Origin of the sequence: Massilia sp. CCM 8734, assembly GCF_011682155.1 — a bacterium.
Taxonomy (GTDB): Bacteria; Pseudomonadota; Gammaproteobacteria; order Burkholderiales; family Burkholderiaceae_D; genus Telluria_A; species Telluria_A rubra.
In genome coordinates, this window is the sequence record NZ_WHJI01000036.1 from 14,847 (window position 1) to 35,809 (window position 20,963).

Consider the following 20,963-nt stretch of genomic DNA (forward strand, 5'->3'; position numbering starts at 1 on the left):
GCATCATTATAGGCACCCCGTCCGCTATTCCATCACGAGAACAGAGCGGTCAATTCGGCCAAGCTCTGCGGCATGCCGATGTTGTCGCCGATTTCCTGGCACAGGAAAGCTTCGATCTTGTCGTTCAGGGCGATGGCCTGGTCGAGCACCGGGTCGCTGCCGTGGGCGTAGGCGCCGACCGTGATCAGGTCGCGCGAGCGCTCGAAGCGCGAATACAGTTGCTTGAGGCGCCGCGCCGCGTGCTGGTGCTCGGTGCTGGTAATGGTGTGCATGGCGCGGCTGATCGATTGCTCGATATCGATGGCCGGATAGTGGCCGGACTCGGCCAGGCGTCGGTTGAGCACGAAGTGGCCGTCCAGGATGGCGCGCGCCGAGTCGGCGATCGGGTCTTGCTGGTCGTCGCCTTCGGTCAGCACGGTGTAGAAGGCGGTGATCGAGCCGCCGCCCTGCAGGCCGTTGCCGGCCCGTTCCACCAGCACCGGCAACTTGGCGAACACCGATGGCGGATAGCCCTTGGTGGCCGGCGGCTCGCCGATGGCCAGGGCGATTTCGCGCTGCGCCATGGCGTAGCGGGTCAGCGAATCCATGATCATGAGCACGTTCTTGCCCTGGTCGCGGAAATGTTCGGCAATCGCCGTGGTGTAGGCCGCGCCTTGCAGGCGCATCAGCGGCGGCGTGTCGGCCGGGGCGGCCACGACGGCGGCCCGCGCCAGGCCTTCCGGTCCGAGGATGTGTTCGATGAATTCCTTGACCTCGCGGCCCCGTTCGCCGATCAGGCCGACCACCACCACGTCGGCCTTGGTGTAGCGCGCCATCATTCCCAGCAGCACCGATTTACCGACGCCGGAACCGGCGAACAGGCCCAGGCGCTGGCCACGGCCGACGGTGAGCATGGCGTTGATCGCGCGGATGCCGACATCGAGCGTTTCGACGATGGGGGCGCGGTCGAGCGGATTGGCCGGGCGCACGTTGATCGGGCCGCTGTCTTCGGTGAGCAGGGGCCCCAGGCCGTCCAGGGGCCGGCCGGCGCCGTCCACCACCCGGCCCAAGAGGCCCATGCCGACCGGCAGGTGGCGCGCGCGGTCGCTCGGACGGCGCCGCGGATGCGCCACCGAACCGGGACGGGGCAGGGTGGCTTCGACCGGCAGCACCTTGGTGCCGGGGACGATGCCTTCGACATCGCTTTGCGGCATCAGGAACAGGCGGTCGCCGTCGAAACCGACCACTTCCGCCTCGACCCGGTTGCCGGCCGGCATAGGGATGGTGCAGGCGCTGCCCACGGCCAGCTTGAGTCCCACGCATTCCATGACCAGCCCGGCCACGCGCGTAATCCGGCCCGACACCAGCTGCGGCTCGACGAAGCCGACCAGGGTGCTGCAGTCGCGCAGGTAAGCGGACCAGCGCGCCGTGTGTTTGTCGGGCGTGGCGGCGGGATCGGACTGGCTCATCGGTTCAGCCACTCCACGTCGTTCTTGCCGAGTGCATGGGCCAGGCGTTGCCAGCGCACTTCGGCCTGGGCGTCGATCTGGTTGCTGGCGGTATCGATCTTGCAGCCGCCCCGGCCGATCTGGGCGTCGTCCACCACGCGCCAGCCGCCCTTGTCGAGTTCTTCGCCGATTTGCTCGCGCACCAGGCGCGCATCGTCCGGATTGAGCATCAGCAAGGCCGGCTGTTGCAGCACCGGCAGGTAGGAGATGGCGTCGCGCACCACCGGGATGATCAGCTCGGGCTTGACCTCGAGCGCGATGCGCAGCATGTTCTTGGCCAGTTGCAGGGCCAGTTCCAGCATGTCGTTGGCGATGCTCTCGTCGGCCTGCGCCAGGGCCTGGGCGAAGGTGGCGGCGATCGCTTGCAGCTTGGCCAGCTCAAGCGCGTTTTCTTCGCGCCCCTGCGCGAGCGCGTCGGCGTAACCGGCTTCGTGGCCGGCCGCGTGGCCCGCATCAAAGCCTTCCTGGCGCGCCTGCTCGCGGATGGCGGCCAGCTCTTCGTCGGAGGGCAGTTCCGGCGCTGGCGGCGCTGGCGGCGCCGCCTCTTCCAGGCGGGGGTCGAGAAACACCGGTTCCGGCTCCGGCACGCGGTCGAAGGAATTCATTTCCCAGCGCTGGTACGCGGTTTGCAGTTCTTTTGGAAGGGTAGCCATCAGACGAAGGAATCCTCACCTTTGCCGAGCACGATCTGGCCTTCGTCGGACAGGCGGCGCACGATCTGCAGGATTTGTTTTTGCTGGGTTTCGACTTCGGACAGGCGCACCGGCCCTTTCGATTCTAGGTCTTCGCGCATCATCTCGCCGGCGCGCGCCGACATGTTGCGGAAGATTTTTTCGCGCAGTTCCTGCGAGGCGCCCTTGAGCGCCATGATCAGCATTTCGGACTGCACTTCGCGCAGCAGCAGCTGGATGCCGCGGTCGTCGATATCGATGATGTTGTCGAACACGAACATCTCGTCCATGATCTTTTGCGCCATGTCGTTGTCGTAGTTCTTGATGTTGTCCATCACCGAACCCTCTTGCTCGCCGCTCATGAAGTTGAGGATTTCGGCCGCCGCGCGCACCCCGCCGAGCGACGATTTCTTGATGTTCTCGTTACCCGACAGCAGTTTGGTCAGCACGTCGTTGAGCTCGCGCAGGGCGGCCGGCTGCACCCCGTCCAGGGTGGCGATGCGCAGCACCACGTCGTTGCGCAGGCGGTCGGTAAAGTTGCCGAGGATTTCGCACGCCTGGTCGCGCTCGAGGTGGACCAGAATGGTGGCGATGATCTGCGGGTGCTCGTTGCGGATCAGTTCCGACACCGACGAGGCGTCCATCCACTTCAGGCTTTCGATGCCCGAGGCGTCCTTGCCGCCCAAAATGCGCGACAGCAGCACCGACGCCTTGTCGTCGCCCAGCGCCTTGGTCAGCACCTGGCGGATGTATTCGTCCGAATCGAGGCCGACCGTGGAAATGAGTTCGGTCTGTTCGCGGAAGGAGTCGAGCACCGTGACCACCTGTTCGTGCTGCACGTTCTTCATCGTGGCCATGGCCGCGCCGAGTTTGAGCACTTCGCGCGGGCCGAGGAAGCGCATCACTTCGGCCGCCTCGGACTCGCCGATGGCCAGCATCAGAATGGCGGCCTTCTGGATTCCATTATCATTCATTTGTACCTACCCATGCCTTGATGACGTTTGCGACGATGCGCGGATCTTCCTGCGCCAGTTTCTTGGCCAGCGCCAAGTTGGCGCGGTAACTGTGGTCCTGCGCCGATTCGGCCTCGGCTTCGGCTTCCTGGGCCGCCGCCGCCGCTTCCGCCACGCTGGCCTCGTCGGCTTTTTCTTCCTCGGCGGCGCTCGGCTCGGGTGGCAGTTCGTGGGCCTTGTCGAACTTGGTCATGACCGGGCGCAGCATCGGACGCAGCAGGCGGAAGTACAGGAAGGCGATGATCCCGGCCACGAACAGGTACTTGGCGATATCCTTGGCCAGCGGCAGGTTGGCCGGGTCGCGCCACCAGTCCAGCGTGGGGGCCGGCACGTCCGGCTTGTCGACGCCGTCGAACGCGGCGTTGGTCACGTTGAGCGTATCGCCACGGTCCTTGTTGTAACCCATCGCTTCCTTGACCAGGTCGTTGATCTGGGCGACCTGGGCGGCCGAGAGCGCCGTCACGGTGACCTTGCCGGTCCTGGCGTCGACCGAACGGCGGTGGTTGACCAGCACGCCGACGGTCAGGCGCTTGACCAGGCCCATCGGGCGCTGCTCGAAGCGGATCGTCTTGTCGACTTCAAAATTGGTGGTGGTGTCCTTGCGCGTCGGGCCGGTGGTGACGCCCGGCGCGGTGGCGGGGGCGCCGGTGGCGGTCAGGGGCGCCGTGGCCAGGCCCGGCGGCTGGTTGGAGAGCGCACCCGGCACGCCGGCCGGGTTGGCGGTGCCGGGGCCGTTCGCTTCCGAGGTTTGCTGGCTGCGGATCGATTGCGGTTCCGGCGGGGAATTTGGCTTGTAGACTTCGGCGGCGGTGTCGACCTGGGCGAAGTCGATGTCGGCGGTCGCTTCGGCGCGCACATTGCCGGGGCCGACCAGCGGGGTGATCAGCGACTCGACCTGCTTGATGATGTTTTTCTGGACCGCTTCCACGTATTTGAGCTGGTTCGGGTCGAGTTTGCGCCCGTTGTTGGTTTTGTCGGGGTCCGACAGCAGGTTGCCGGCCTGGTCGACCACGGTGACGTTCGACACCGGCAGTTCCGACACGCTCGAGGCCAGCAGGTGGACGATGGCGTTGACCTGGGCCTGGTCGATCACGCGCCCGGTTTGCAAATTCAACAACACCGAGGCGGTCGGCTTTTGCTGCTCGCGCACAAACACCGACGGTTTCGGCAGCGCCAGGTGCACGCGCGCCGAGCTGACGGCGGCGATCGACTCGATCGAGCGCGCCAGTTCGCCTTCGAGCGAGCGCTGGTAATTGACTTGTTCGTGGAACTGGGACACGCCCAGTTTCTGGTTTTCCATCAGCTCGAAGCCGACCGTGCCGCCCTTCGGCAAGCCTTGCGCGGCCAGCTTCAGGCGCACGCCGTGCACCTGCTCGTTGGGGATCATGATCGAGGCGCCGCCGTCGGAGAACTTGTAGGGCACCGCCATCTGGTCGAGCGAGGCCATGATGGCGCCGCCATCCTTGTCGCTGACGTTGGTAAACAAGACGCCGTATTCGATGCGCTGGCTCCACATCCAGACACCGAGCATCAGCGCCAGCACCGCCGCGATGCCGAGACCGCGGATGAAATTCTTTCCGAGCGGAGTCTGCAGGAACGTCGGGGGCGGCGTGTCCTGGGGGGGGATATCGACGAGATCTTCTGCGGTTGCAGCTGCCATGGTGGTGGGTGTCCGACGGGCCAGGCCCGAAACTTGGTAGGAATTTCCCAAACCTGCGCAAAGGCTGGGGCTCAGACGCCATTATGTGGGGAGGGGTCCCCGCTCAAAGCGCCGAACAGAGCGCGCTTTCGGGCCCTGCTCGACGGCCCGGCGCGCCACCCGGGTGCTATTCTGGCAGCCTGACTTCGCTGGTATACATAGTGCGTATTGTACGCCCGGCAGTGTGAACAGAGGAAACGACATGAATGTGAACGGAATCGGATCGGACCGGATCGAAGCCATGATGGCCCAGCTCAAGGCGGCGTCCACGCGCCCGGCCGGCGGCGTTGTGCCCTCGGTCAAGGTCACGCCCGAGCCGGCCGTCGCCAAGGTCGATTTCGCCGATGCGCTCAAAAACTCCATCGCCCAGGTCAGCGAGGCCCAGAAAAATGCGGGGGAGCAGGGCAAGGCGTTCACCATGGGCGACGACCGGGTGAGTTTGTCGGATGTGATGGTGTCGATGCAGAAGGCCAGTATTGGTTTCCAGGCAACTGTACAGGTGCGCAATAAGCTGGTGTCGGCGTATCACGAGATCATGAATATGCAGGTGTGATGGCGGAGCTGTTGGCGCGCGCTCCCGGTGAATCGATTCGCCGCAGCATGCTGCGTTGCGCTGCGCCGTGGCGCGGGTACACCAAAATCACCTGCGCATGCCGCGCGTCCTGCATGTTGCTTCATGCCTTATCGGTCGCGATCCTGGCAAGTTGCTGACTTGCGGCGCTCGCCTCGGGCGACCCGGCGCCGGCGAGTTGGCGTATTGTCGTCGAAAACTGGCTGCCGCTCGCTGCGGTATTGGCAGCCTGTAGTCCTATGCCGGTGGCCTTGGCGCCAGGATTGGGCATCGCCTTGAGGATGGTGGCAACCAGACTGACTGCAGCGCTACCGGCGAGCGCCCCCGCAGCGTCGGCCTTCGCCCGGTCGTTCAGCGCTTCGACGATTTCGTTAACGTCCGAATCGCTGAGGTTGTGGATATCGTTCGCAACGCCCGCCGCTTTTTTCATCGTTTTGAAGGTTTCAGCAATCTGCGTGGGATCGAAGCGACTGAGAATATCCTTGCTGACTGCTTTAGCGAGGGCCAATTTATCTTCCGTTGTCAATTTTTCATTTCCGTTAGCTAAATTTGCAACGCCTGCACCGATCTGCATGCCATTTTTCGCCTGGTCAGCTAACTCCAGAAATTCTTCTTTGGTGAGTTTGGATCCACTGAGGGCAGCAGTGGCGGCGTTCTGGAACACTTCGGCTATTTGCCCACTTCTTTTAACGACGCTTTCCGTTACCACATTGCCGGGATCACGCTGAAGTGCGTCGAGCAGCTGCAGCTTAAAATTGCCGTTGCCCGACACTGATACCCTGAAACGCGGTGTTTCCGGCTGATCGGCAGGCTGCGATGGCGATGGCGGTGTCTGGTCGTGCACCTTGGTCGCGACCCGGTCGAGCACGACCCCCGTGACAAAGTCCCAATTTTTCCTATCGGCAATCTACCTGCCATCATATTTACCCCTTTCGTTTGTGTGAGAAATGCGGCAGCCGCTTGTCGAGGGCCGTCGCGCAGTCATGGGTAACAGCCACGCGGCGAAAGTTCTCGCTGCGTGACAATGTTTTCGTGGCCTTGATGCGGCGCCAGATCCAGTCGGACCGGTCATCGATGTGGTGGCGCCGAATTCGTCGCCCTTGTCCCGGACGTGCCGCAACGCGGCCAGCGCATGCGCTCGACCGGCTCGCCCCAGTCCTGACCTTCACCAGCATGAAGAGAGCATGACCATGCAGGTGCAAGGCGCGGGCCCGGTGACGCCAGCGCCTTGATCCTGGCACGTGGCTGGCCGGGCCGAATCGGTATAAATATTAATCTTTCTGCACTTTTCTGGTATAAGCTTTTGCATGCCGCAAGCCCGCGGCTATTGTCCTGAAAGGTCGATCATGTCCAAGCATCCTTCCCGTTTGCCTGCGCGTCTGTTCCTTGCCGGCTTGTTACTGTTACCCCTCTCCGGCCACGCCTTGACAGTCAGTTCCAGCGTCCAGGTCCGCCAGATCAGCATCGAGGTGATCGACCTGCGGCCCGACGATGGCGTGGCGCCGGTGGCCGAGTTCCGGCACGACGCAGTCGAGTCGCTGGTGGTTTACGACGTCCAGGGGGGCGCGATCGAGTCGTTTCGGAAAAACGGCTATGGCAGCCTGGAGCAGACATGGACGGTCGGCGCCGCGCAAACGCACACGGCGCCGGGCACCCTGACGGCATCGTCGCTCTATCATGGGCCGGCCCTGACCGACCGTTTCATTCATGCCAACAATAGCTATAGCGTAGGGTTCTCGCTCTCGCCCTACACCGCCTTGCGCTTCAGCGCAGTGGCCGACGTTGCCGCCTCGCCACGCGACGCCCATGCGCGCGCATCGAGCGTGGCCGCCTTCAGGGGCCACTTGGAGGATGAACAGTTCATCTATTCGGAGTTCTCCGTCGACTACAGGGCAATTGACAACGAAGCGAGCACCAACTTGTTTGACAGAACGCTGCAGACCGGAGCCAATAGCGGCAAGGGCTCGTTCTTTTTATGGGCCACTGCCTCTAACGGGATTTACGGCGTGCCGCCGGTGCCGGAACCGTCGACTTACGCTATGCTGCTCGCGGGCATGGGGCTGGTGCTCTGGCGCCTGCGTGGCGCAGCCAGTGCCAACGCGTACGGCCCGACACAAGCCGGCCGGCTGCCCCTCGCTGGCCGCACACGTGCCTAGTTGACCTGAGTAACGGCTCGCTCGCGCTCGACGCGGATCGCACGATCGGCGGCGACACCCTGCGCGGCGAGTTTGCATCACGCCTGGCGTCGAAAAATAACATCGATAAAGGAAATCTGAATGGATGCCATGTCTATTTTACCGACCTGGTTTTATGGGGGCGGAACTTCGGCGGCGCGCTGCGTTTTGAGAATGAACGCCTGCATGTCATCGATCTGGTATGGCGCGACTGCCCGGTGAGCCGCTTGGGTTACGACGCCACGCCGGACGACTTGCTCAAGGAAAAACGTCAACTGAGCAGGATGCTGGCCATGGCATGGGCGCGCGAGGCGACCGATTCCACGACGGGCGTCGATTATTTTCAGTTTTCCTGGGGACTGGTCATGGTCAGGGCAGACCTGCGTTCCACCTTGTGCAGCGTGACGATCGATTATTTTTCGGGAAAGGACGCCTTATCGGGGCCGGGCGGACCATCCTGATGGCCGTCGCCCGGTTCGATCTGGAGCATGTGCCGGTCGACGGGACGATGGTGGCGCCCTTGTCGCGCACGGATTTTCTGGCGGCGATCGACACCGGACGGCTGCGGTGCGATGCGGCGTCAAGGCAAGCGGCCTGGCCTTCGTACGGCATGCGGGTCACCCTGCAAGGCCAGGATTTCTACATGAGCGACTATCAGCGCGACGTTTTCGCTTCGCGCCGGTTACTTGTCCAGCAACGCATCGCTGCACGCGATGGTGGTCAACCGGGGCATCGGATGGTCGATCCAGCCGGAGAAAAACCGTTGTAACCGATCGTCTTTCGATTTCTTGCTTGCAATAACTCCTCACATCGCGTTTACTCGTGCTTTTGCGCGGCTTGAGTGCCGGGAAAGCAGGATTTGCCGATTCATGAATGAGAAACACGAAACCTTCCCGAACGCACTGGAAGCGCTGATGCTGGTCATCGCGTTGTACATGGCCGAGTACTTGGTGGGCGCAGCGCTGTACGACGTGCGCGGCGCCTTGTCGATGGAACCGCGCGACCTGGGCGGCATGATCATGGTGCTCGGCTATGGCATCGTCTTCACCGGGCTGATGGGCTATAAAAACCTCAGCTACCGCGAACTGTTCCATTCTTCGCGCGCAGGGGGACGACCCGCGCTGCCGGTGCTGTTGCCGGCACTTGCCCTGACGCTGCCATTGCTCTTCATTTCCATGGTCACGCTGGACGCGGCGCTGCTGGCGCTGCTTCCCATGACGTCGCAGGACCGGGCGCTGCTGGCCAGCCTGAATGCCGACAGCGTCACCATGATCGTGGCCATCTGCCTGCTCGGGCCGGTGCTCGAGGAAATGCTGTTTCGCGGAATTATCCTGCGCAGCTTCCTGGGGCAGTATCCGAAATGGGCCGCCATCCTGGCCTCGGCCGGCCTGTTCGGCTTTGCCCACATGAATATCTATCAGTATGTCGGCGCTGTGATCATCGGCGTGTTTCTCGGCTGGCTGTACGAGCGCACCAGGTCGCTGATACCGTGTATCGCGCTGCACGCGGCCTACAATACCGCCTGCGTCACAGTCGACTGGGACGACGCCGGCAGGGCACAGGACAGCTTTCCGCTGTTCGCCCCCTCGACCTGGTTGCTGGCGATGTTACTGGGCGCTGTAGGGATGACCATCTTGTACCGTATATTGCAGGCGCCGGCAGGGCGGCGCGGCACGGCCGATCGGTGAATGCCGCCAGCGCGGGTTTTCCCGGCACGGCAATGTCGATGCCCGCTATGATGCCGACTTGATGCCCCGTTCAAGCAGGAGTTACCGATGCAACTTAGAAACAGGCTCGATCAAATCAAGATCGATCTTGCCGCATATTATGCTTCGGACTTTACGAATGACGAAGACGATACAAGAGAAAACCAATCGCTGAAGTCAAGGATGCGCGAAGTGATATTCGCTGCCTACGACCAGCGTGAGCATGAGCTGTTTAACGATGCGCTCGATGTTCTTTCAAAAAGCACCGGATGCGCGGAGGATTATGCTATTTTCGTCGAGATAAGCGATGTGCTGGTCGACAAAAATATGATCACGCTCGATCGATTCCGGGAGCTTTTGCATGGCTCTCCTTGCAACCGATGGTTGTGAGCGCGCCGCCGCCAGCAGTGCAGCGGGGCGCCGCTGCACTGCTGGCGCCAGCCCGGCCCCGGCGAATGACCGATCGATGAAAGGCACCCATGTTCTGGAATCTGGATATAGGGAAGGGCGTGGTCGTGTACGACCAGATTTCCCATCTTCCCGATGCGTTCGACGTGGCCGTGCATATCGACTGCCTCAGGGAAGACATGCTGCAGATCCGATTCGGCGATCATCTGTTGCTCGATGTCGGCTGGTATCCTTCGTTCAACGAACAGGGCCGCTTTCTCCTGCTGCTGGTGAAAGATCAGGCCTGGGAGCAGCCGCTCGAGAGCGCCAAATTCACCGATGTAGTGACGCTCAAACAGCACATCGCCCATATCGCCCGCAAGCTTGCTTCACCCATTTGAAACGGAAACGCCGATGTCCACCTCTATTCAACACCTGCTGTGCGGCGCGCTGTTGACGCTTGCCAGTGCCCATGCCAGCGCGACCAGCCCCTGCCGGGATCCTGATGGCTGCCTGGGAGAGTGGGCTGTGATGATTCTCTTTTCATCGGAAACGCAATTAAAATACTGCCCGCAGTTGCATCCTTGAGTGAGGCGCAAAAAGAGGAGCTGTTGAAAAAGGCGGTCAGCGCGGAAGGTTCGCCTGGCTACCTCGAACCTTTGCGGGCAACCGGGCACGATGCCAGGCGCCCCGATATCGCCGCCTATATCAAAGAGCATCCGGAGGAAATAGAGGCGATGTGCAAGGACTTGCTGATCAAGCCAAAGTGAGGAGGGGTGGCGCCACCGCCGCCGCCAGCCCTGCGGGGCGCGTCTCTCAGTTGCCGCAACCCTCGGCCGCCGGTTCACCGCAGGCAATCATGCGCCGCACCGTCGGATTGCCCGCGTAACCCGTATGCGCGCGGTCGGGCAGTTCCAGCAGTCCCAGATAGGTCGGCGCATTCGACACCACCACATCGATGATCGGATAGGTTGCGCGCGCAGCGAACGAGCTCTTCACCAGGGTGTACGACAGCACATCATTCGGATCGGTAAACGCCACCACGGTCGGCACCCCGGTCGGCTTGCCGATGCCCTGCATGCGGCTGCGTTCGATCAGGGCCTGGATCGGATCGGCCGGGAAGTCGCCCGGCCCGCGCGGCGCCATGCTGCCATCGAGATCCATCTCCGCCAGCCTCAATAGCGGCAACTGGTTGGCGCGCATGAAAATGAGCGGGGTGCGGTCGAATACTTGCAGCGCCGCTGCCTGCTGCGGTGTCGAAGCCAGCCGGAACAGGGCGTCGAAGGTCAGCTTGCTGCCCAGGCTGTCGGTAATGAGCACCAGCGGCACCGGTTCGGACGGCACTTCTCCGCCGCCCGGCACCAGGGCCGCGCCGTTGCCGCCGCCCACCGCCTGCAAAATGGCCGTCTGCATGCGCTGGTTGATGGACTCGCGCGCCTTGCCCTGGTAAATCACGGCGTCGGCCAGGCAATCGTCGAGCAGCTTGTCTTTCAGCGCGCGGTTGAGCGAGGCGCGCTCGTACGGATAGGGAACGGCGGCCGGGTCCGCCGAACAGACGCCCGACTTGTTCGACTGGTCGTAGCACAGCCCGGTCTTGAGCGGACGTGTCAGCGGCGACCACAAAATCGCGTTGATGTTGACCGATCCACCCGCCAGCGCCAGGCTCTGGCGGTACAGCACGATGCCGGTGTCGCCCACTGGGGTGGCCGAGAGCGCCACCTGCGCCACGTCGCCGCCCAGGCCTTCGACCAGCTGCGCCACCGATTCTCTGGCCCAGCTTTCATCCTGGGTGCACATGCCATGCACCAGCAGCACATCGAGCGCGCGCTCCGGCTTGAGCAGCTTGGCCACGCCCGCAAACGTCGGCAAGGTGGCCGGCGTGGCGTCGACCACGGGGGTGCGATAGGGGCTGGAACAGGCGACCAGGCCAGCGAGCGTGGCCGACAGCACGAGTGTACGTTTCATCATCATTCTCCGAAAAGTTCGCGGTGAACTTGAAACATACCTCTTCAGGCCGGGCCGTGGCCGGCTATCGGCACGCTCTTGGCCGCCCGTCAATCAGGCTGCTGCCGGGAGGATATTTTGTCAGCCCAGGCCGGCGAGGCGCGCGTTGCGTTCGCGTTCGAGCTTGGTGATGTACTTCTGCACGCTGGCAAGACCGCCGCGCGAAATGTCGACAAAGGCGCAGCCGAGGCGGCGGTTGGTCTTGTCGTTGAGCAGGGTCAGGTCGACCGAGTTGCGGATCATCAGAGTGGTCTGGACCGCGCCCACGTCCGGCAAGTCGATGCGGCAACTGCTGTAGCTGTGGCCGATGGTGTTGCCGAGCACCAGCTTGTTGTCGAGAATGGCGATGCCGCCGCAGCTGATATCGGCCAGCGGAAACACATGGGTGCCGCCGCCCAGGTCTTGCGGCAGGCGGATCACCACCGACACCGGGTTGCTGACCGGCGTGATCATGCGGTAGAACTCGCGCCGCTGCAGGCGGATCATGGACTCCGGAAGCGGCATCACAAAGGCCGGCGTGTCTTCGAAGGTGGTGGCCTGCACTTCTTCCGACGAGAACAAGATGCGGATCTTGTCGAGCGAGGTCTCGAACATGATCCGGCCGACGTTGGCGAAGCGGCGGTGCTGCTCGGGGTCGGCCGAGCCATCCAGGGTTACGGTGTTGTTGTCGGGATCGACAGCGAGGATGGCCGAGACGCACACTTCGGTGCCGCGCCGGATGACCATGCGCACCAGTTGGCGTTTCTCGCCGATGCTGCGCAGCAGTGCGATGATTTCCTTGCGCGAGGCGACTTCAAAGTCGTGCCAGCTTTCTATATCGGAATCATTGGTTGATTGCATCTTTGTCTGCCGCTTCTTGTGGTCGGTCAATGAAAAGGGCTGCGTCCGGTGGGGCGGGCAGGGGCCCGCCCGTGGCTTGTGCGGCTTCAATATGATATAGCCAGGCCAGCAGTTCCGCAATCGCCCGATACAGGCCGGGCGGGATCTGGCTGTCCAGGTCCACGCCCATCAGCAGGGCCACCAGTTCTTTCGATTCGTGCACGAAGACACCGGCATCCTTGGCGCGCTCGATGATCTGGGCGGCGATCAGGCCCTTGCCCTTGGCCACCACTTTGGGCGCCGGATCGCCATTGTGATAGGCCAGCGCCACCGCCGTGCGGGTGCGTTCCGGCGGCGCCTCAGCCATTGCCGGGCTCCTGGGTGCGGATGATCAGCGAGGCCAGCGCGGTGCCGGACACATCGAGCGCCGAGGTCAGTTCGCCGGCGCGCGCGCGCAGGGCCTCGCCGGTGCCGGCGCTGGCGGTGCGCAGTTCGATGTGGACCTTGTCGCCGCTGGTGACGATGGTCGCCTCGATCTCGCCGAGCAGGGGAAAGCGCAGGCGCATGCCGCTGCGCCAGACCGGTGCGCTGTCATCGCCGGCGCCGCGTCCGCGCTGCTCGGGCGCATCTTTATGGATTTCCCATTGCAATTGCTGGCCTGGCGCCAACTGCCCTTGCCAGCTCACGCGCGCCTGTTCCTGGGTCGTCAGTTGCAGGTTGATGAGCTGGGCGCTGGCCAGTTCCGCCGCCGCCGAAGCTGGCCTGGCGCCCGGCGTGGCCATGGCTTGCTGCATCTGCGGCTCGCGCTGCAGTTCGCTCAGCGGACGCTTGCCGTCGGCCCATTCGGCCACATGCGATTCATAAAACACGCCGCTGCCGCTGATGCTCTGTTCCAGCTTGCGCGCCAGCTCGGCCGCTTGCGGTGCGCCATTCTTGGGGTTGATCAGGGGCGCGGCGCCGGTGATCGCGGGCGCTTTGCCGGATGGCGGATGGCCGATGTCGAGTATGCGCGCGAGCAATTGTCCGGTGCTGCTGATCCTGGCCGGCAGGGTGTTGGCGTCGAGCGAGGGCAGGTCGGCGCTGGCGGTCATGGGCGACTTGCCGAGCAGGGTGGCGGCCAGGCTGGTGGCGCGCCCCGCCATATTGGCGGCGGCGGCGCCCTTGCCTTCCTGCGGCGCCGGCTGCGCCTGCGGCAGGACCGGGGGCGGGGCGGCCGTGCGCTCCGGCGCCGCTGCGCCAGCGGGCAAGGGGAGCTGGGGGGCGCCGGGAGCCTGGCCCGGCAACTGGGCCGGCTGGCCGGTGTCCAGGCGAAACTGGGGGCGCGGGGTGATCGAGATCAGGGTCATCGGCACCTCGGTGCCGGCTTCCGCCCCTTGGGGCAGGCTCATGCGGGCCTGTTCGCCCGCCACCCTGACTAGAAACGTGCCGTCGTTGAACCTGGACAGCACCGCCACCTGCATCGACTTGCCGACCTCGGTCGAGAGCGCGCGCGTGAGCGCTTCCTGGCGCGCGTCGCCGACCCCCGGGGTCGGGCGGCCCGGGTCGACTCTGCCGACCTGCCCCGGTCCATCGGTACGCGCCAGCATCGCGAGGACGACTAGACGCCGCCGTAGGCGTTATTCAGGCGGCGCGATGTGCCGCTGCTGTTGATCATGTGCGACAGCTGCGCCATCCAAGGCGTGGTCAGGTCGCGGATGGTGCGGTCGCAGGCCAGCAATTGCTTGATGATCGCCACTTTCTTGACCCGGCTGGCGCCGTCGAGCAAGATCTGCTGGTCGTTGGCCTGCAAGGCGCTGGCGTGCGCGCCGACCCGTTTTTCGAGCAGGCTCAGTTCATCCCACTCGCCGCTTTCGGCCGCGGCCACCATCTGTTCGGACAGGGCCAGCATGGCTTCATAGGTGGACAGCACGTCGTCATTGGTCATGGTCATGGACATCATTCAGGCGCTCACAAGGTTGGAGGTGCGGTTGGGCGCCATCTCGGACGCGGGCGTGACGGCAGGGGCGGCGCCGATGGCGTTCCAGGTTTCGCGCAGCTCGGTCAGCAAGCCCTGGATTTCCACCATGATCTCGATATCGTTTTTCAGGTTCGCCGCCAGCAGGCGCGCGCTCATATATTCGTACAGCGCATCGAGGTTTTCGGCGATCTGGCCGCCGGCGGTTTTGTCGAGGCTGGCGCGCAAGCCATTGTCGATGATCTGGATGGCTTTCGAGATCGCTTTGCCTTTTTCCGGAATGTTGCCCGACTTCATGTGCATCAGGCCGGTGAGCACCGCCACCAGTGCGCCGTCGAACAGCATGACGATCAGCTTGTGCGGGGAGGCCGCCACCACACTCGTTTCCAGGCCGACTTTGGCGTAGCTGCTTGCGCCCCTGTTGGGAGATCCAAACATAATTAATGTCCTCTTTCTGTCGCTATCGGATGGTGCTGAGGGAGGCGAGCTGCTGCGCCAGGAAGGTGCTCGTCGAACTCATGCCCGAGAGCGTCACGTCGAGCGAAGAATACTGCTTGCGTAAATCTTTTTCGGTCTGGGTCAGGCGAATGTTCAGGGCCGCGCGCTGCTTGGCGATATCGGCCAGGCTGGCGTTGATGCCGGCGTTCTTGCCGGAAATGGTGCCCTTGCTGTTGAGATAACTGTCGATCAGCTCGGTGAACTGGGCGCCGGCGCCTTTCGAGATATTCACGGTGCCGCGCTCGCCGATGGCGCCGCCGGTGATCTGGATCTGGATCCCGGAAGCGGTCGAGCCGGCGTTGCCGGTCAGGTTCTGGCCGCTGCCGGTGGCGGTGGCGCCGCCGATGGTGCCGGCCACGTCGAGCCCGTCGACCAGGGTCGGTGTGCCCAGCAGGCCGGCGGCGGCGTTGCCGCTGATGCCCACTTTCGAGGTCGAGCCGTATTTGTTCGAGGTGATCGTGAAGATCCCGTTTTCCTGCTTGACCAGCACCCCGGTGCCGCTGGTGGCGCTGGCGCCCGTCGCACCGACCGCGCCGTTGATGATCGACTGCACGTGGCTGGCCAGGCTGGCCGCCGTGTAGTTACCGGCCAGCAGGGTGGCGGTCGAGGTCACGCCGTTGATGGTCAGCGACAACTGGTCGTTGACATCCTTGGTGATGCTGGTGCCGGCGGCGGTGCTGCCGGTGGCGCTGCCTTGGGTTGCCAGTTGGCTGATCAGCACGCTCTTGGTGCCGACCGTGCTGTTGGTGGTGGAGCCGACAAAGCTGACCAGGCTGTCCGTGGTCGAGCCGACCGTACTGAGCAGCTTGGAAACGCCTTCCAGGTCGGCATCCAGCGCTTTTTGCAGCTTGCCGCTGTCGAGCTTGAGGGAACCGTCGGCCTGGAACGATACGCCCAGCTGGCTCATGCTGCTGATGTCGCCATCCATGCCCGGCACCGGCGTGAAGAACATCTTGCGCAGGCTCGATTGCAGGTTGCGCACGGTGGCGTCGCCCAGCAGTACGCCGGCGCCTTTGCCTTCGCTGGCCTTGGGCGCCGTGGTCAGGCCGGCGATCGTCGTGTTCAGTTCATTGTACGACTTGATGAAATTGTTGATCGCCGTTTTCGCGCCCGCACTGTCGCTGGTGATGTTGACCGTGCTGGTGCCGACCTTGAGCGCGCTGATGGTCACGCCCTGGATCGCTTCCGAGACGTTGTTGCTCTGGCTGCTGATGGCCACGCCGTTGATGGTCAGCTTGGTGTTTTGCGCCGCGCTGTTCTGGGTCATGTTCTGGGTGCCGTCGGCGGCGTAGCCGAGCAGGCTGCCGATGGCCGGGTCGCCCGAGACGCCAATGCGCATGCTCGACGTTTCGCCGGTCTGGGCCGAGGTCAGCACCAGGCGGTTGGGGCTGGCGCTGCCGTCCGAAATGATCGACGCGGTCACGCCCACATTGGCCTTGTTGATGGCGTCGCGGATGCCTTGCAGCGAATTGTTGCTCGCGTCCAGGGTCACGGTGCGCGCCGAGCGCGTGGCGTCCTGGGCGAAGGCGGCGCCGGTGTAAGCGCCGTTAGCCAGGGTGCCGCCCGTGATGCTGCCGAATTCGAACGTCAGCGTGGTGGCCGCGCCGCTGCCGATCAGCGCGGTGGTGCTGGCCTGGCCGACCGAGGTCAGGGTTTGCGCCTGCGACAGCTGGCTCACGTTGACGCTGTAGCTGCCCTTGACGGATTCCTTGCCGGCGCTGGCGGTGAGCACGCCGCTCTCGGACGAGGAGGCGCCGATGGTCTTGAACTTGGTCGGGTCGGCCAGGCCGGTGACGGCGGTCTGGAAGCCGTTCAGCGCGCCGCTGAGCGTGCCGTAGGCCGCCAGCTTGGCGGTGTACGCCTTTTCCTTGTCCTGCATGGCGACGAAAGGCCGGCTCTCCGCCATCATCAATTTATTGACGATGTCGTTGACGTCGATAGAGCCGCCTGAACTGACGGATGAAATGGCCACGAACGCCTCCTGGTAAAAGCATGAATATACTAAGTTAACGGCATCTTCTATCCATACTTTAGAGGGGTAATCCGGTGCTTGTTCGGTTTATGCCCGGATTGCGCACGATTCACGGGCTTTTTCGCCAATTCCCTCAAGCAACCTGGCTGATCAGCAAACCCTGGACTTTTTCCAGCGCCTTGCCGATTTCGAGCGCCTCCGCGCTGGGCATCTGGCGGATCACTTCCTTGGTGGTCTGGTCGATGATCTTGACCACCGTGCGCTTGCTGTCGGCATCGATCGAAAACTCGATATTGCGCGACATCGCCTGCATCGCCACATTGATCCGGTCGACCACCTTGCTCACTTCGGCCGGGTCGGGCTCGGCCGCCTCTTTGGCCGGTTCGGTCTTGCCCGTCGCGGCGCTTGGCGCCGTCTTGAGGCCGGCGGCGGCGCCGCTCTCGCCGGACGCGGCCGGGCGCGGCAATGGAGCGGCCGGCGTGTTCTCTAGTGGGCGAAGTTCCATGACCGTATTCCTTTAACGAAAATTCCCCGGCGCGCAAAAAGCGGCCGGGGAGTGCAGCGAAGCGGGGCTGGTTAGCCGCGCAGCAAGGACAACACACCGTTCGGCAGGGAGTTGGCCTGAGCCAACATCGCAGTCCCCGCCTGTTGCAGAATCTGGCCGCGGGTCAGTTTCGCGGTTTCCGAAGCAAAATCCGTATCCTGGATCCGGCTGCGCGAGGCGGACAGGTTTTCCGAGGTCGATTGCAGGTTGCTCACCGCGGTTTCGAAGCGCGACTGCAGGGCGCCGAAGGAAGCGCGCTGGCTGTTGACGTTGGCCAGGGCCGAGTCGAGGATCTTGAGCGCGTCGGCCGAGCCCTTGGCGGTCGAGACGTCGATACCGGAAACCGTGTTGAGCGTGGCGGCGACACCGGTGCCGACCGCGTTCGAACCGCTGCTGCCGATCGAGAAACCCTTGTCCGAGTTCATCGACACATAACCCATCGAGGTCGAGGTGGCGCCGGTGATAACGCTGGCGGTGGTGCCCACGGTGCCGGCGGCGTTGATCGAGGCGGCGGTAACTGATGCCGAGGCGCTGTTGTTGGCCAGGGTAATGTTATTGCCGGCGGCGTTGGTCAGGATCAGGCCATTGTTGGTATCGTTCAACTTGGCGGTGACGCCGGTCTTGGACGACACATCGTTAAAGGCGCTGACCGCCGATGCCAGGCCGGAGGCGTTGAGGGCGGCGCCGACGGTAAAGGTGACGTTGGCCGGGGTGCCGGTATTGTCGGACGTGACGGCCAGCGAATACACGCCGGCCGGGGCCAGGGTGATCGCTTCTTCGGTCTTGGCCGAGGCGGTCACGCCGGTGGTGGCGGAAGCGCCGTTAATGGTCGATGCCAGCGTTTGGGCGGTGTCTGTGGCGGCGACGGCGATGCTCGAGGTGGCCAGGCCTTGCAGGGCGAAGCTGCCGACGCTGTAGGCGGTGCCGGTGGTGGCCAGGGTGGCCGGCGCCGTGGTCGACACTTCATTGTTGCCGTAGTTATTGGTACGGAAGTTTGCGGTGGTCGCTTGAATGGTCTGGCCGGCGTTGGCGCCGACCTGGAAGGTGGCGGTGCCGAAGCTGCCGTCGAGCAGTTTCAAGCCGTTGAATTCGGAGGTCTGGGCGATCCGGTCCGCTTCCGACAGCAGCTGGCCCACTTCGGCCTGGATCGCTTTACGGTCGCCGGCGGAGTTGGTGGCGTTGGACGACTGGACTGCCAGTTCACGTACACGCTGCAGGATGTTACCGGTCGATTGCAGGGACCCTTCGGCCGTTTGCAGCATCGACACACCATCGTTGGCATTGCGCTTGGCTTGGTCCAGGCCGCGGATTTGCGACGTGAAACGTTCCGAAATGGCCAGGCCTGCAGCATCGTCCTTGGCACTGTTGATACGCAAACCGGAGGACAGGCGCTGCAGCGAAGTCGCCAGGGCGGAGCCGGAAGTGCTCAGGTTGCGTTGTGCGTTCAGGGACGAGATGTTGGTGTTGATGACGCTCATGGTAGTGCTCCTTGCAATTACTATATATTCATGTTGGCTCCGTGCCGTTTGCCTTGGTCTGCCCCTTTTCTGCCGGGACAATCACACCGCAGTCCTTATATGTAACGGATTGCGACCTGGAAAGTTTAGGGGGATTTTGGGTGTATATTTTTTGTTTTGGGCCTCAAGGCGTGACAAGGCACGGCGCTAGACGACAGCGTTTTCCTGAACTTGAGGGCAATAAAAAACTATTTGGCGGCGCATGAACGAGGCCAGGGAGTGAATAACCGGGCATTGCGCCTCGGCGGGATTGCATGTACTACAAGGAATTTACTGCCACAACGTACTGCTGAGATGAAATTCCCCAGCCAGCCAGGGGCCGGCCGGGGAAGCAAGGAGCTTGCTAGCTGGTCGATTAACCGCGCAGCAGGGACAACACGCCGTTCGGCAGCGAGTTAGCCTGGGCCAACATCGCGGTACCTGCCTGCTGGAGGATCTGGCCGCGCGTCAGTTTGGCTGTTTCCGAAGCGAAGTCGGTATCCTGAATCCGGCTGCGCGAAGCAGACAGGTTTTCGGACGTGGACTGCAGGTTGCTGACAGCGGTTTCGAAGCGCGACTGCAGAGCACCGAAGGAAGCGCGCTGGCTGTTGACGTTGGCCAGGGCCGAGTCCAGCACTTTCAGGGCTTGCGATGCACCCTTGGCGGTCGAGACGTCGATACCGGAGACGGTATTGAGCGAAGCGGCGGTACTGCCGGCAATCGCATTCGAACCGCTGCTGCCGACCGAGAAACCCTTGTCCGAGTTCATCGACACATAACCCATCGAGGTCGAGGTAGCGCCGGTGACAACGCTGGCGGTGGTGCCCACGGTGCCGGCCGAGTCGATTGCCGCTGCCGTGACCGTTGCTGCTGCACTATTGTTGGCCAGGGTAATGTTGTTACCAGCAGCATTGGTCAGAATCAGGCCGCTGTTGGTATCGTTCAGCTTGGCGGTGACGCCGGTTTTGGACGACACATCGTTAAAGGCGCTCACTGCCGATGCCAGGCCGGATGCATTGGTCGCTGCGCCGACGGTGAACGTCACGTTGGCGGCAGTGCTGTTGTCTGAGGTGACAGCCAGCGAATACACGCCGTTTGCAGCCAGGGTGATCGCTTCTTCCGTCTTGGCCTGGGCGGTCACGCCGGTGGTGGCGGTGGCGCCGTTGATGGTCGATGCCAGCGACTGCGCGGTATCGGAGGTGGTGACAGCGATGTTGGTCGTGGCCAGGCCTTGCAGGGCAAAGCTGCCGCCGGTGTAGGCGGTGCCGGTGGTGGCCAGGGTCGTCGGGGCCGCCGTCGATGCTTCGTTGTTACCGTAGTTATTGGTACGGAAGTTAGCGGTGGTAGCCTGGATGGTCTGGCCGGCATTTGCGCCGACCTGGAAGGTGGCGGTACCGAAGCTGCCGTCGAGCAGTTTCAGGCCGTTGAATTCCGAGGTCTGGGCAATACGGTCGGCTTCCGACAGCAGTTGGCCAACCTCAGCCTGGATCGCTTTGCGGTCACCAGCGGAGTTCGTTGCATTCGAGGACTGCACAGCCAGTTCACGTACACGCTGCAGAATGTTGCCCGTCGATTGCAGGGAACCCTCAGCCGTTTGCAACATCGACACGCCATCGTTGGCATTGCGCTTAGCCTGATCCAGGCCGCGGATCTGGGACGTGAAGCGTTCCGAAATGGCCAGGCCGGCGGCATCGTCTTTGGCGCTGTTAATACGCAGGCCGGAAGAAAGGCGCTGCAGCGAGGTCGACAGTGCGGAAGCCGAAGTGCTCAGGTTGCGTTGTGCATTCAGCGATGCGACGTTGGTGTTGATTACGCTCATGGTAATACTCCTTGCAGATACTACTTATACATGTTGGCAACTTGCCTTCGCTTTGGTCTGCCCCTTCGGTCCGGGACAATCACACCGCAGTCCTTTTTTGTAACGGGTTACCAGCCGGAAAGTTTAGTGAATTCAGGCAGGTATATTTT

24 protein-coding genes are annotated in these 20,963 nt (G+C 63.2%); 9 read left to right on the top strand and 15 right to left on the bottom strand.

Annotation, left to right across the window (positions count from 1 at the left end; all coding sequences use genetic code 11):
* Positions 1-32: 32 nt before the first annotated feature.
* Genes fliI through fliF form a run of 4 tightly spaced genes read right to left on the bottom strand, consistent with a single transcriptional unit; the run spans position 33 to position 4,831 of the window.
* A complete protein-coding gene (gene fliI / locus F2P46_RS26370) occupies positions 33-1,448 on the bottom strand; it encodes a flagellar protein export ATPase FliI (protein WP_166895849.1) in 1,416 nt (471 codons plus the stop codon).
* Positions 1,445-2,140 carry a flagellar assembly protein FliH gene (fliH, locus tag F2P46_RS26375; protein WP_166895851.1) on the bottom strand — a complete coding sequence of 232 codons (696 nt, stop codon included), beginning with the start codon at positions 2,138-2,140 and terminating at the stop codon, positions 1,445-1,447. Before fliH ends, fliI begins: the two co-directional genes overlap by 4 nt.
* Positions 2,140-3,132 carry a flagellar motor switch protein FliG gene (fliG, locus tag F2P46_RS26380; RefSeq protein WP_166880546.1) on the bottom strand — a complete coding sequence of 331 codons (993 nt, stop codon included), beginning with the start codon at positions 3,130-3,132 and terminating at the stop codon, positions 2,140-2,142. Before fliG ends, fliH begins: the two co-directional genes overlap by 1 nt.
* Entirely contained in the window at positions 3,125-4,831 is a 1,707-nt protein-coding gene (fliF, locus tag F2P46_RS26385; RefSeq protein ID WP_166895853.1) for a flagellar basal-body MS-ring/collar protein FliF, read from the bottom strand. Before fliF ends, fliG begins: the two co-directional genes overlap by 8 nt.
* Before the next feature lie 241 nt (positions 4,832-5,072).
* On the opposite strand from fliF, the gene fliE reads away from it, so the two are divergent.
* On the top strand, positions 5,073-5,423 hold the full coding sequence (gene fliE / locus F2P46_RS26390; protein WP_166895854.1) for a flagellar hook-basal body complex protein FliE: 351 nt from the start codon (positions 5,073-5,075) through the stop codon (positions 5,421-5,423).
* Positions 5,424-5,544: 121 nt separating this feature from the next.
* Here the strand turns inward: fliE and F2P46_RS26395 are convergent, their stop codons facing one another.
* Entirely contained in the window at positions 5,545-6,309 is a 765-nt protein-coding gene (locus tag F2P46_RS26395; protein WP_166895856.1) for a hypothetical protein, read from the bottom strand.
* Between the two features lie 478 nt (positions 6,310-6,787).
* Here F2P46_RS26395 and F2P46_RS26400 point away from each other — a divergent pair, with 478 nt between their 5' ends.
* The 8 genes from F2P46_RS26400 (at position 6,788) to F2P46_RS26435 (ending at position 10,478) form a co-directional block, all read left to right on the top strand.
* Positions 6,788-7,597 (top strand): PEP-CTERM sorting domain-containing protein, encoded by an 810-nt coding sequence (locus F2P46_RS26400; RefSeq protein ID WP_208296782.1) that lies wholly within the window; start codon positions 6,788-6,790, stop codon positions 7,595-7,597.
* Positions 7,598-7,842: 245 nt separating this feature from the next.
* Positions 7,843-8,076 carry a hypothetical protein gene (locus F2P46_RS26405; protein ID WP_166895860.1) on the top strand — a complete coding sequence of 78 codons (234 nt, stop codon included), beginning with the start codon at positions 7,843-7,845 and terminating at the stop codon, positions 8,074-8,076.
* A complete protein-coding gene (locus F2P46_RS26410; RefSeq protein WP_166895862.1) occupies positions 8,076-8,384 on the top strand; it encodes a hypothetical protein in 309 nt (102 codons plus the stop codon). The genes F2P46_RS26405 and F2P46_RS26410 overlap by 1 nt, the downstream gene beginning before the upstream one ends.
* A gap of 100 nt (positions 8,385-8,484) precedes the next feature.
* A complete protein-coding gene (locus F2P46_RS26415) occupies positions 8,485-9,303 on the top strand; it encodes a CPBP family intramembrane glutamic endopeptidase (protein WP_166895864.1) in 819 nt (272 codons plus the stop codon).
* 87 nt (positions 9,304-9,390) lie between these two features.
* Positions 9,391-9,711, top strand: coding sequence for a hypothetical protein (locus tag F2P46_RS26420; protein WP_166895866.1), 321 nt, complete (start codon positions 9,391-9,393; stop codon positions 9,709-9,711).
* Between the two features lie 89 nt (positions 9,712-9,800).
* Positions 9,801-10,109: a hypothetical protein gene (locus F2P46_RS26425; protein WP_166895868.1), complete on the top strand. Its 309-nt coding sequence runs from the start codon at positions 9,801-9,803 to the stop codon at positions 10,107-10,109.
* 13 nt (positions 10,110-10,122) lie between these two features.
* Entirely contained in the window at positions 10,123-10,296 is a 174-nt protein-coding gene (locus F2P46_RS26430; RefSeq protein ID WP_166895870.1) for a hypothetical protein, read from the top strand.
* Positions 10,293-10,478: a hypothetical protein gene (locus tag F2P46_RS26435; protein ID WP_166895872.1), complete on the top strand. Its 186-nt coding sequence runs from the start codon at positions 10,293-10,295 to the stop codon at positions 10,476-10,478. Before F2P46_RS26430 ends, F2P46_RS26435 begins: the two co-directional genes overlap by 4 nt.
* Positions 10,479-10,524: 46 nt before the next feature.
* Here the strand turns inward: F2P46_RS26435 and F2P46_RS26440 are convergent, their stop codons facing one another.
* From F2P46_RS26440 to F2P46_RS26485, 10 genes are all read right to left on the bottom strand, one after another.
* Positions 10,525-11,673 carry a hypothetical protein gene (locus F2P46_RS26440; protein WP_166895874.1) on the bottom strand — a complete coding sequence of 383 codons (1,149 nt, stop codon included), beginning with the start codon at positions 11,671-11,673 and terminating at the stop codon, positions 10,525-10,527.
* Positions 11,674-11,793: 120 nt separating this feature from the next.
* Complete coding sequence (locus F2P46_RS26445; protein WP_166895876.1) at positions 11,794-12,552, bottom strand: flagellar brake protein; 759 nt, start codon at positions 12,550-12,552, stop codon at positions 11,794-11,796.
* Complete coding sequence (locus F2P46_RS26450) at positions 12,536-12,898, bottom strand: EscU/YscU/HrcU family type III secretion system export apparatus switch protein (RefSeq protein ID WP_166895878.1); 363 nt, start codon at positions 12,896-12,898, stop codon at positions 12,536-12,538. The genes F2P46_RS26445 and F2P46_RS26450 overlap by 17 nt, the downstream gene beginning before the upstream one ends.
* Positions 12,891-14,117, bottom strand: a complete 1,227-nt coding sequence (locus F2P46_RS26455) for a flagellar hook-length control protein FliK (RefSeq protein WP_166895880.1) — start codon at positions 14,115-14,117, stop codon at positions 12,891-12,893. The genes F2P46_RS26450 and F2P46_RS26455 overlap by 8 nt, the downstream gene beginning before the upstream one ends.
* 11 nt (positions 14,118-14,128) lie before the next feature.
* A complete protein-coding gene (locus F2P46_RS26460) occupies positions 14,129-14,461 on the bottom strand; it encodes a flagellar protein FliT (RefSeq protein WP_229505974.1) in 333 nt (110 codons plus the stop codon).
* A gap of 9 nt (positions 14,462-14,470) precedes the next feature.
* Positions 14,471-14,923 (bottom strand): flagellar export chaperone FliS, encoded by a 453-nt coding sequence (fliS, locus tag F2P46_RS26465; protein WP_166895882.1) that lies wholly within the window; start codon positions 14,921-14,923, stop codon positions 14,471-14,473.
* 22 nt (positions 14,924-14,945) lie between these two features.
* Positions 14,946-16,955: a flagellar filament capping protein FliD gene (fliD, locus tag F2P46_RS26470; protein ID WP_166895884.1), complete on the bottom strand. Its 2,010-nt coding sequence runs from the start codon at positions 16,953-16,955 to the stop codon at positions 14,946-14,948.
* Positions 16,956-17,088: 133 nt separating this feature from the next.
* A complete protein-coding gene (locus F2P46_RS26475) occupies positions 17,089-17,460 on the bottom strand; it encodes a flagellar protein FlaG (RefSeq protein ID WP_166895886.1) in 372 nt (123 codons plus the stop codon).
* Between the two features lie 71 nt (positions 17,461-17,531).
* Positions 17,532-18,977 carry a flagellin gene (locus F2P46_RS26480; RefSeq protein WP_166895888.1) on the bottom strand — a complete coding sequence of 482 codons (1,446 nt, stop codon included), beginning with the start codon at positions 18,975-18,977 and terminating at the stop codon, positions 17,532-17,534.
* 394 nt (positions 18,978-19,371) lie between these two features.
* Positions 19,372-20,814, bottom strand: coding sequence for a flagellin (locus F2P46_RS26485; RefSeq protein ID WP_166895890.1), 1,443 nt, complete (start codon positions 20,812-20,814; stop codon positions 19,372-19,374).
* Positions 20,815-20,963: the final 149 nt, after the last annotated feature.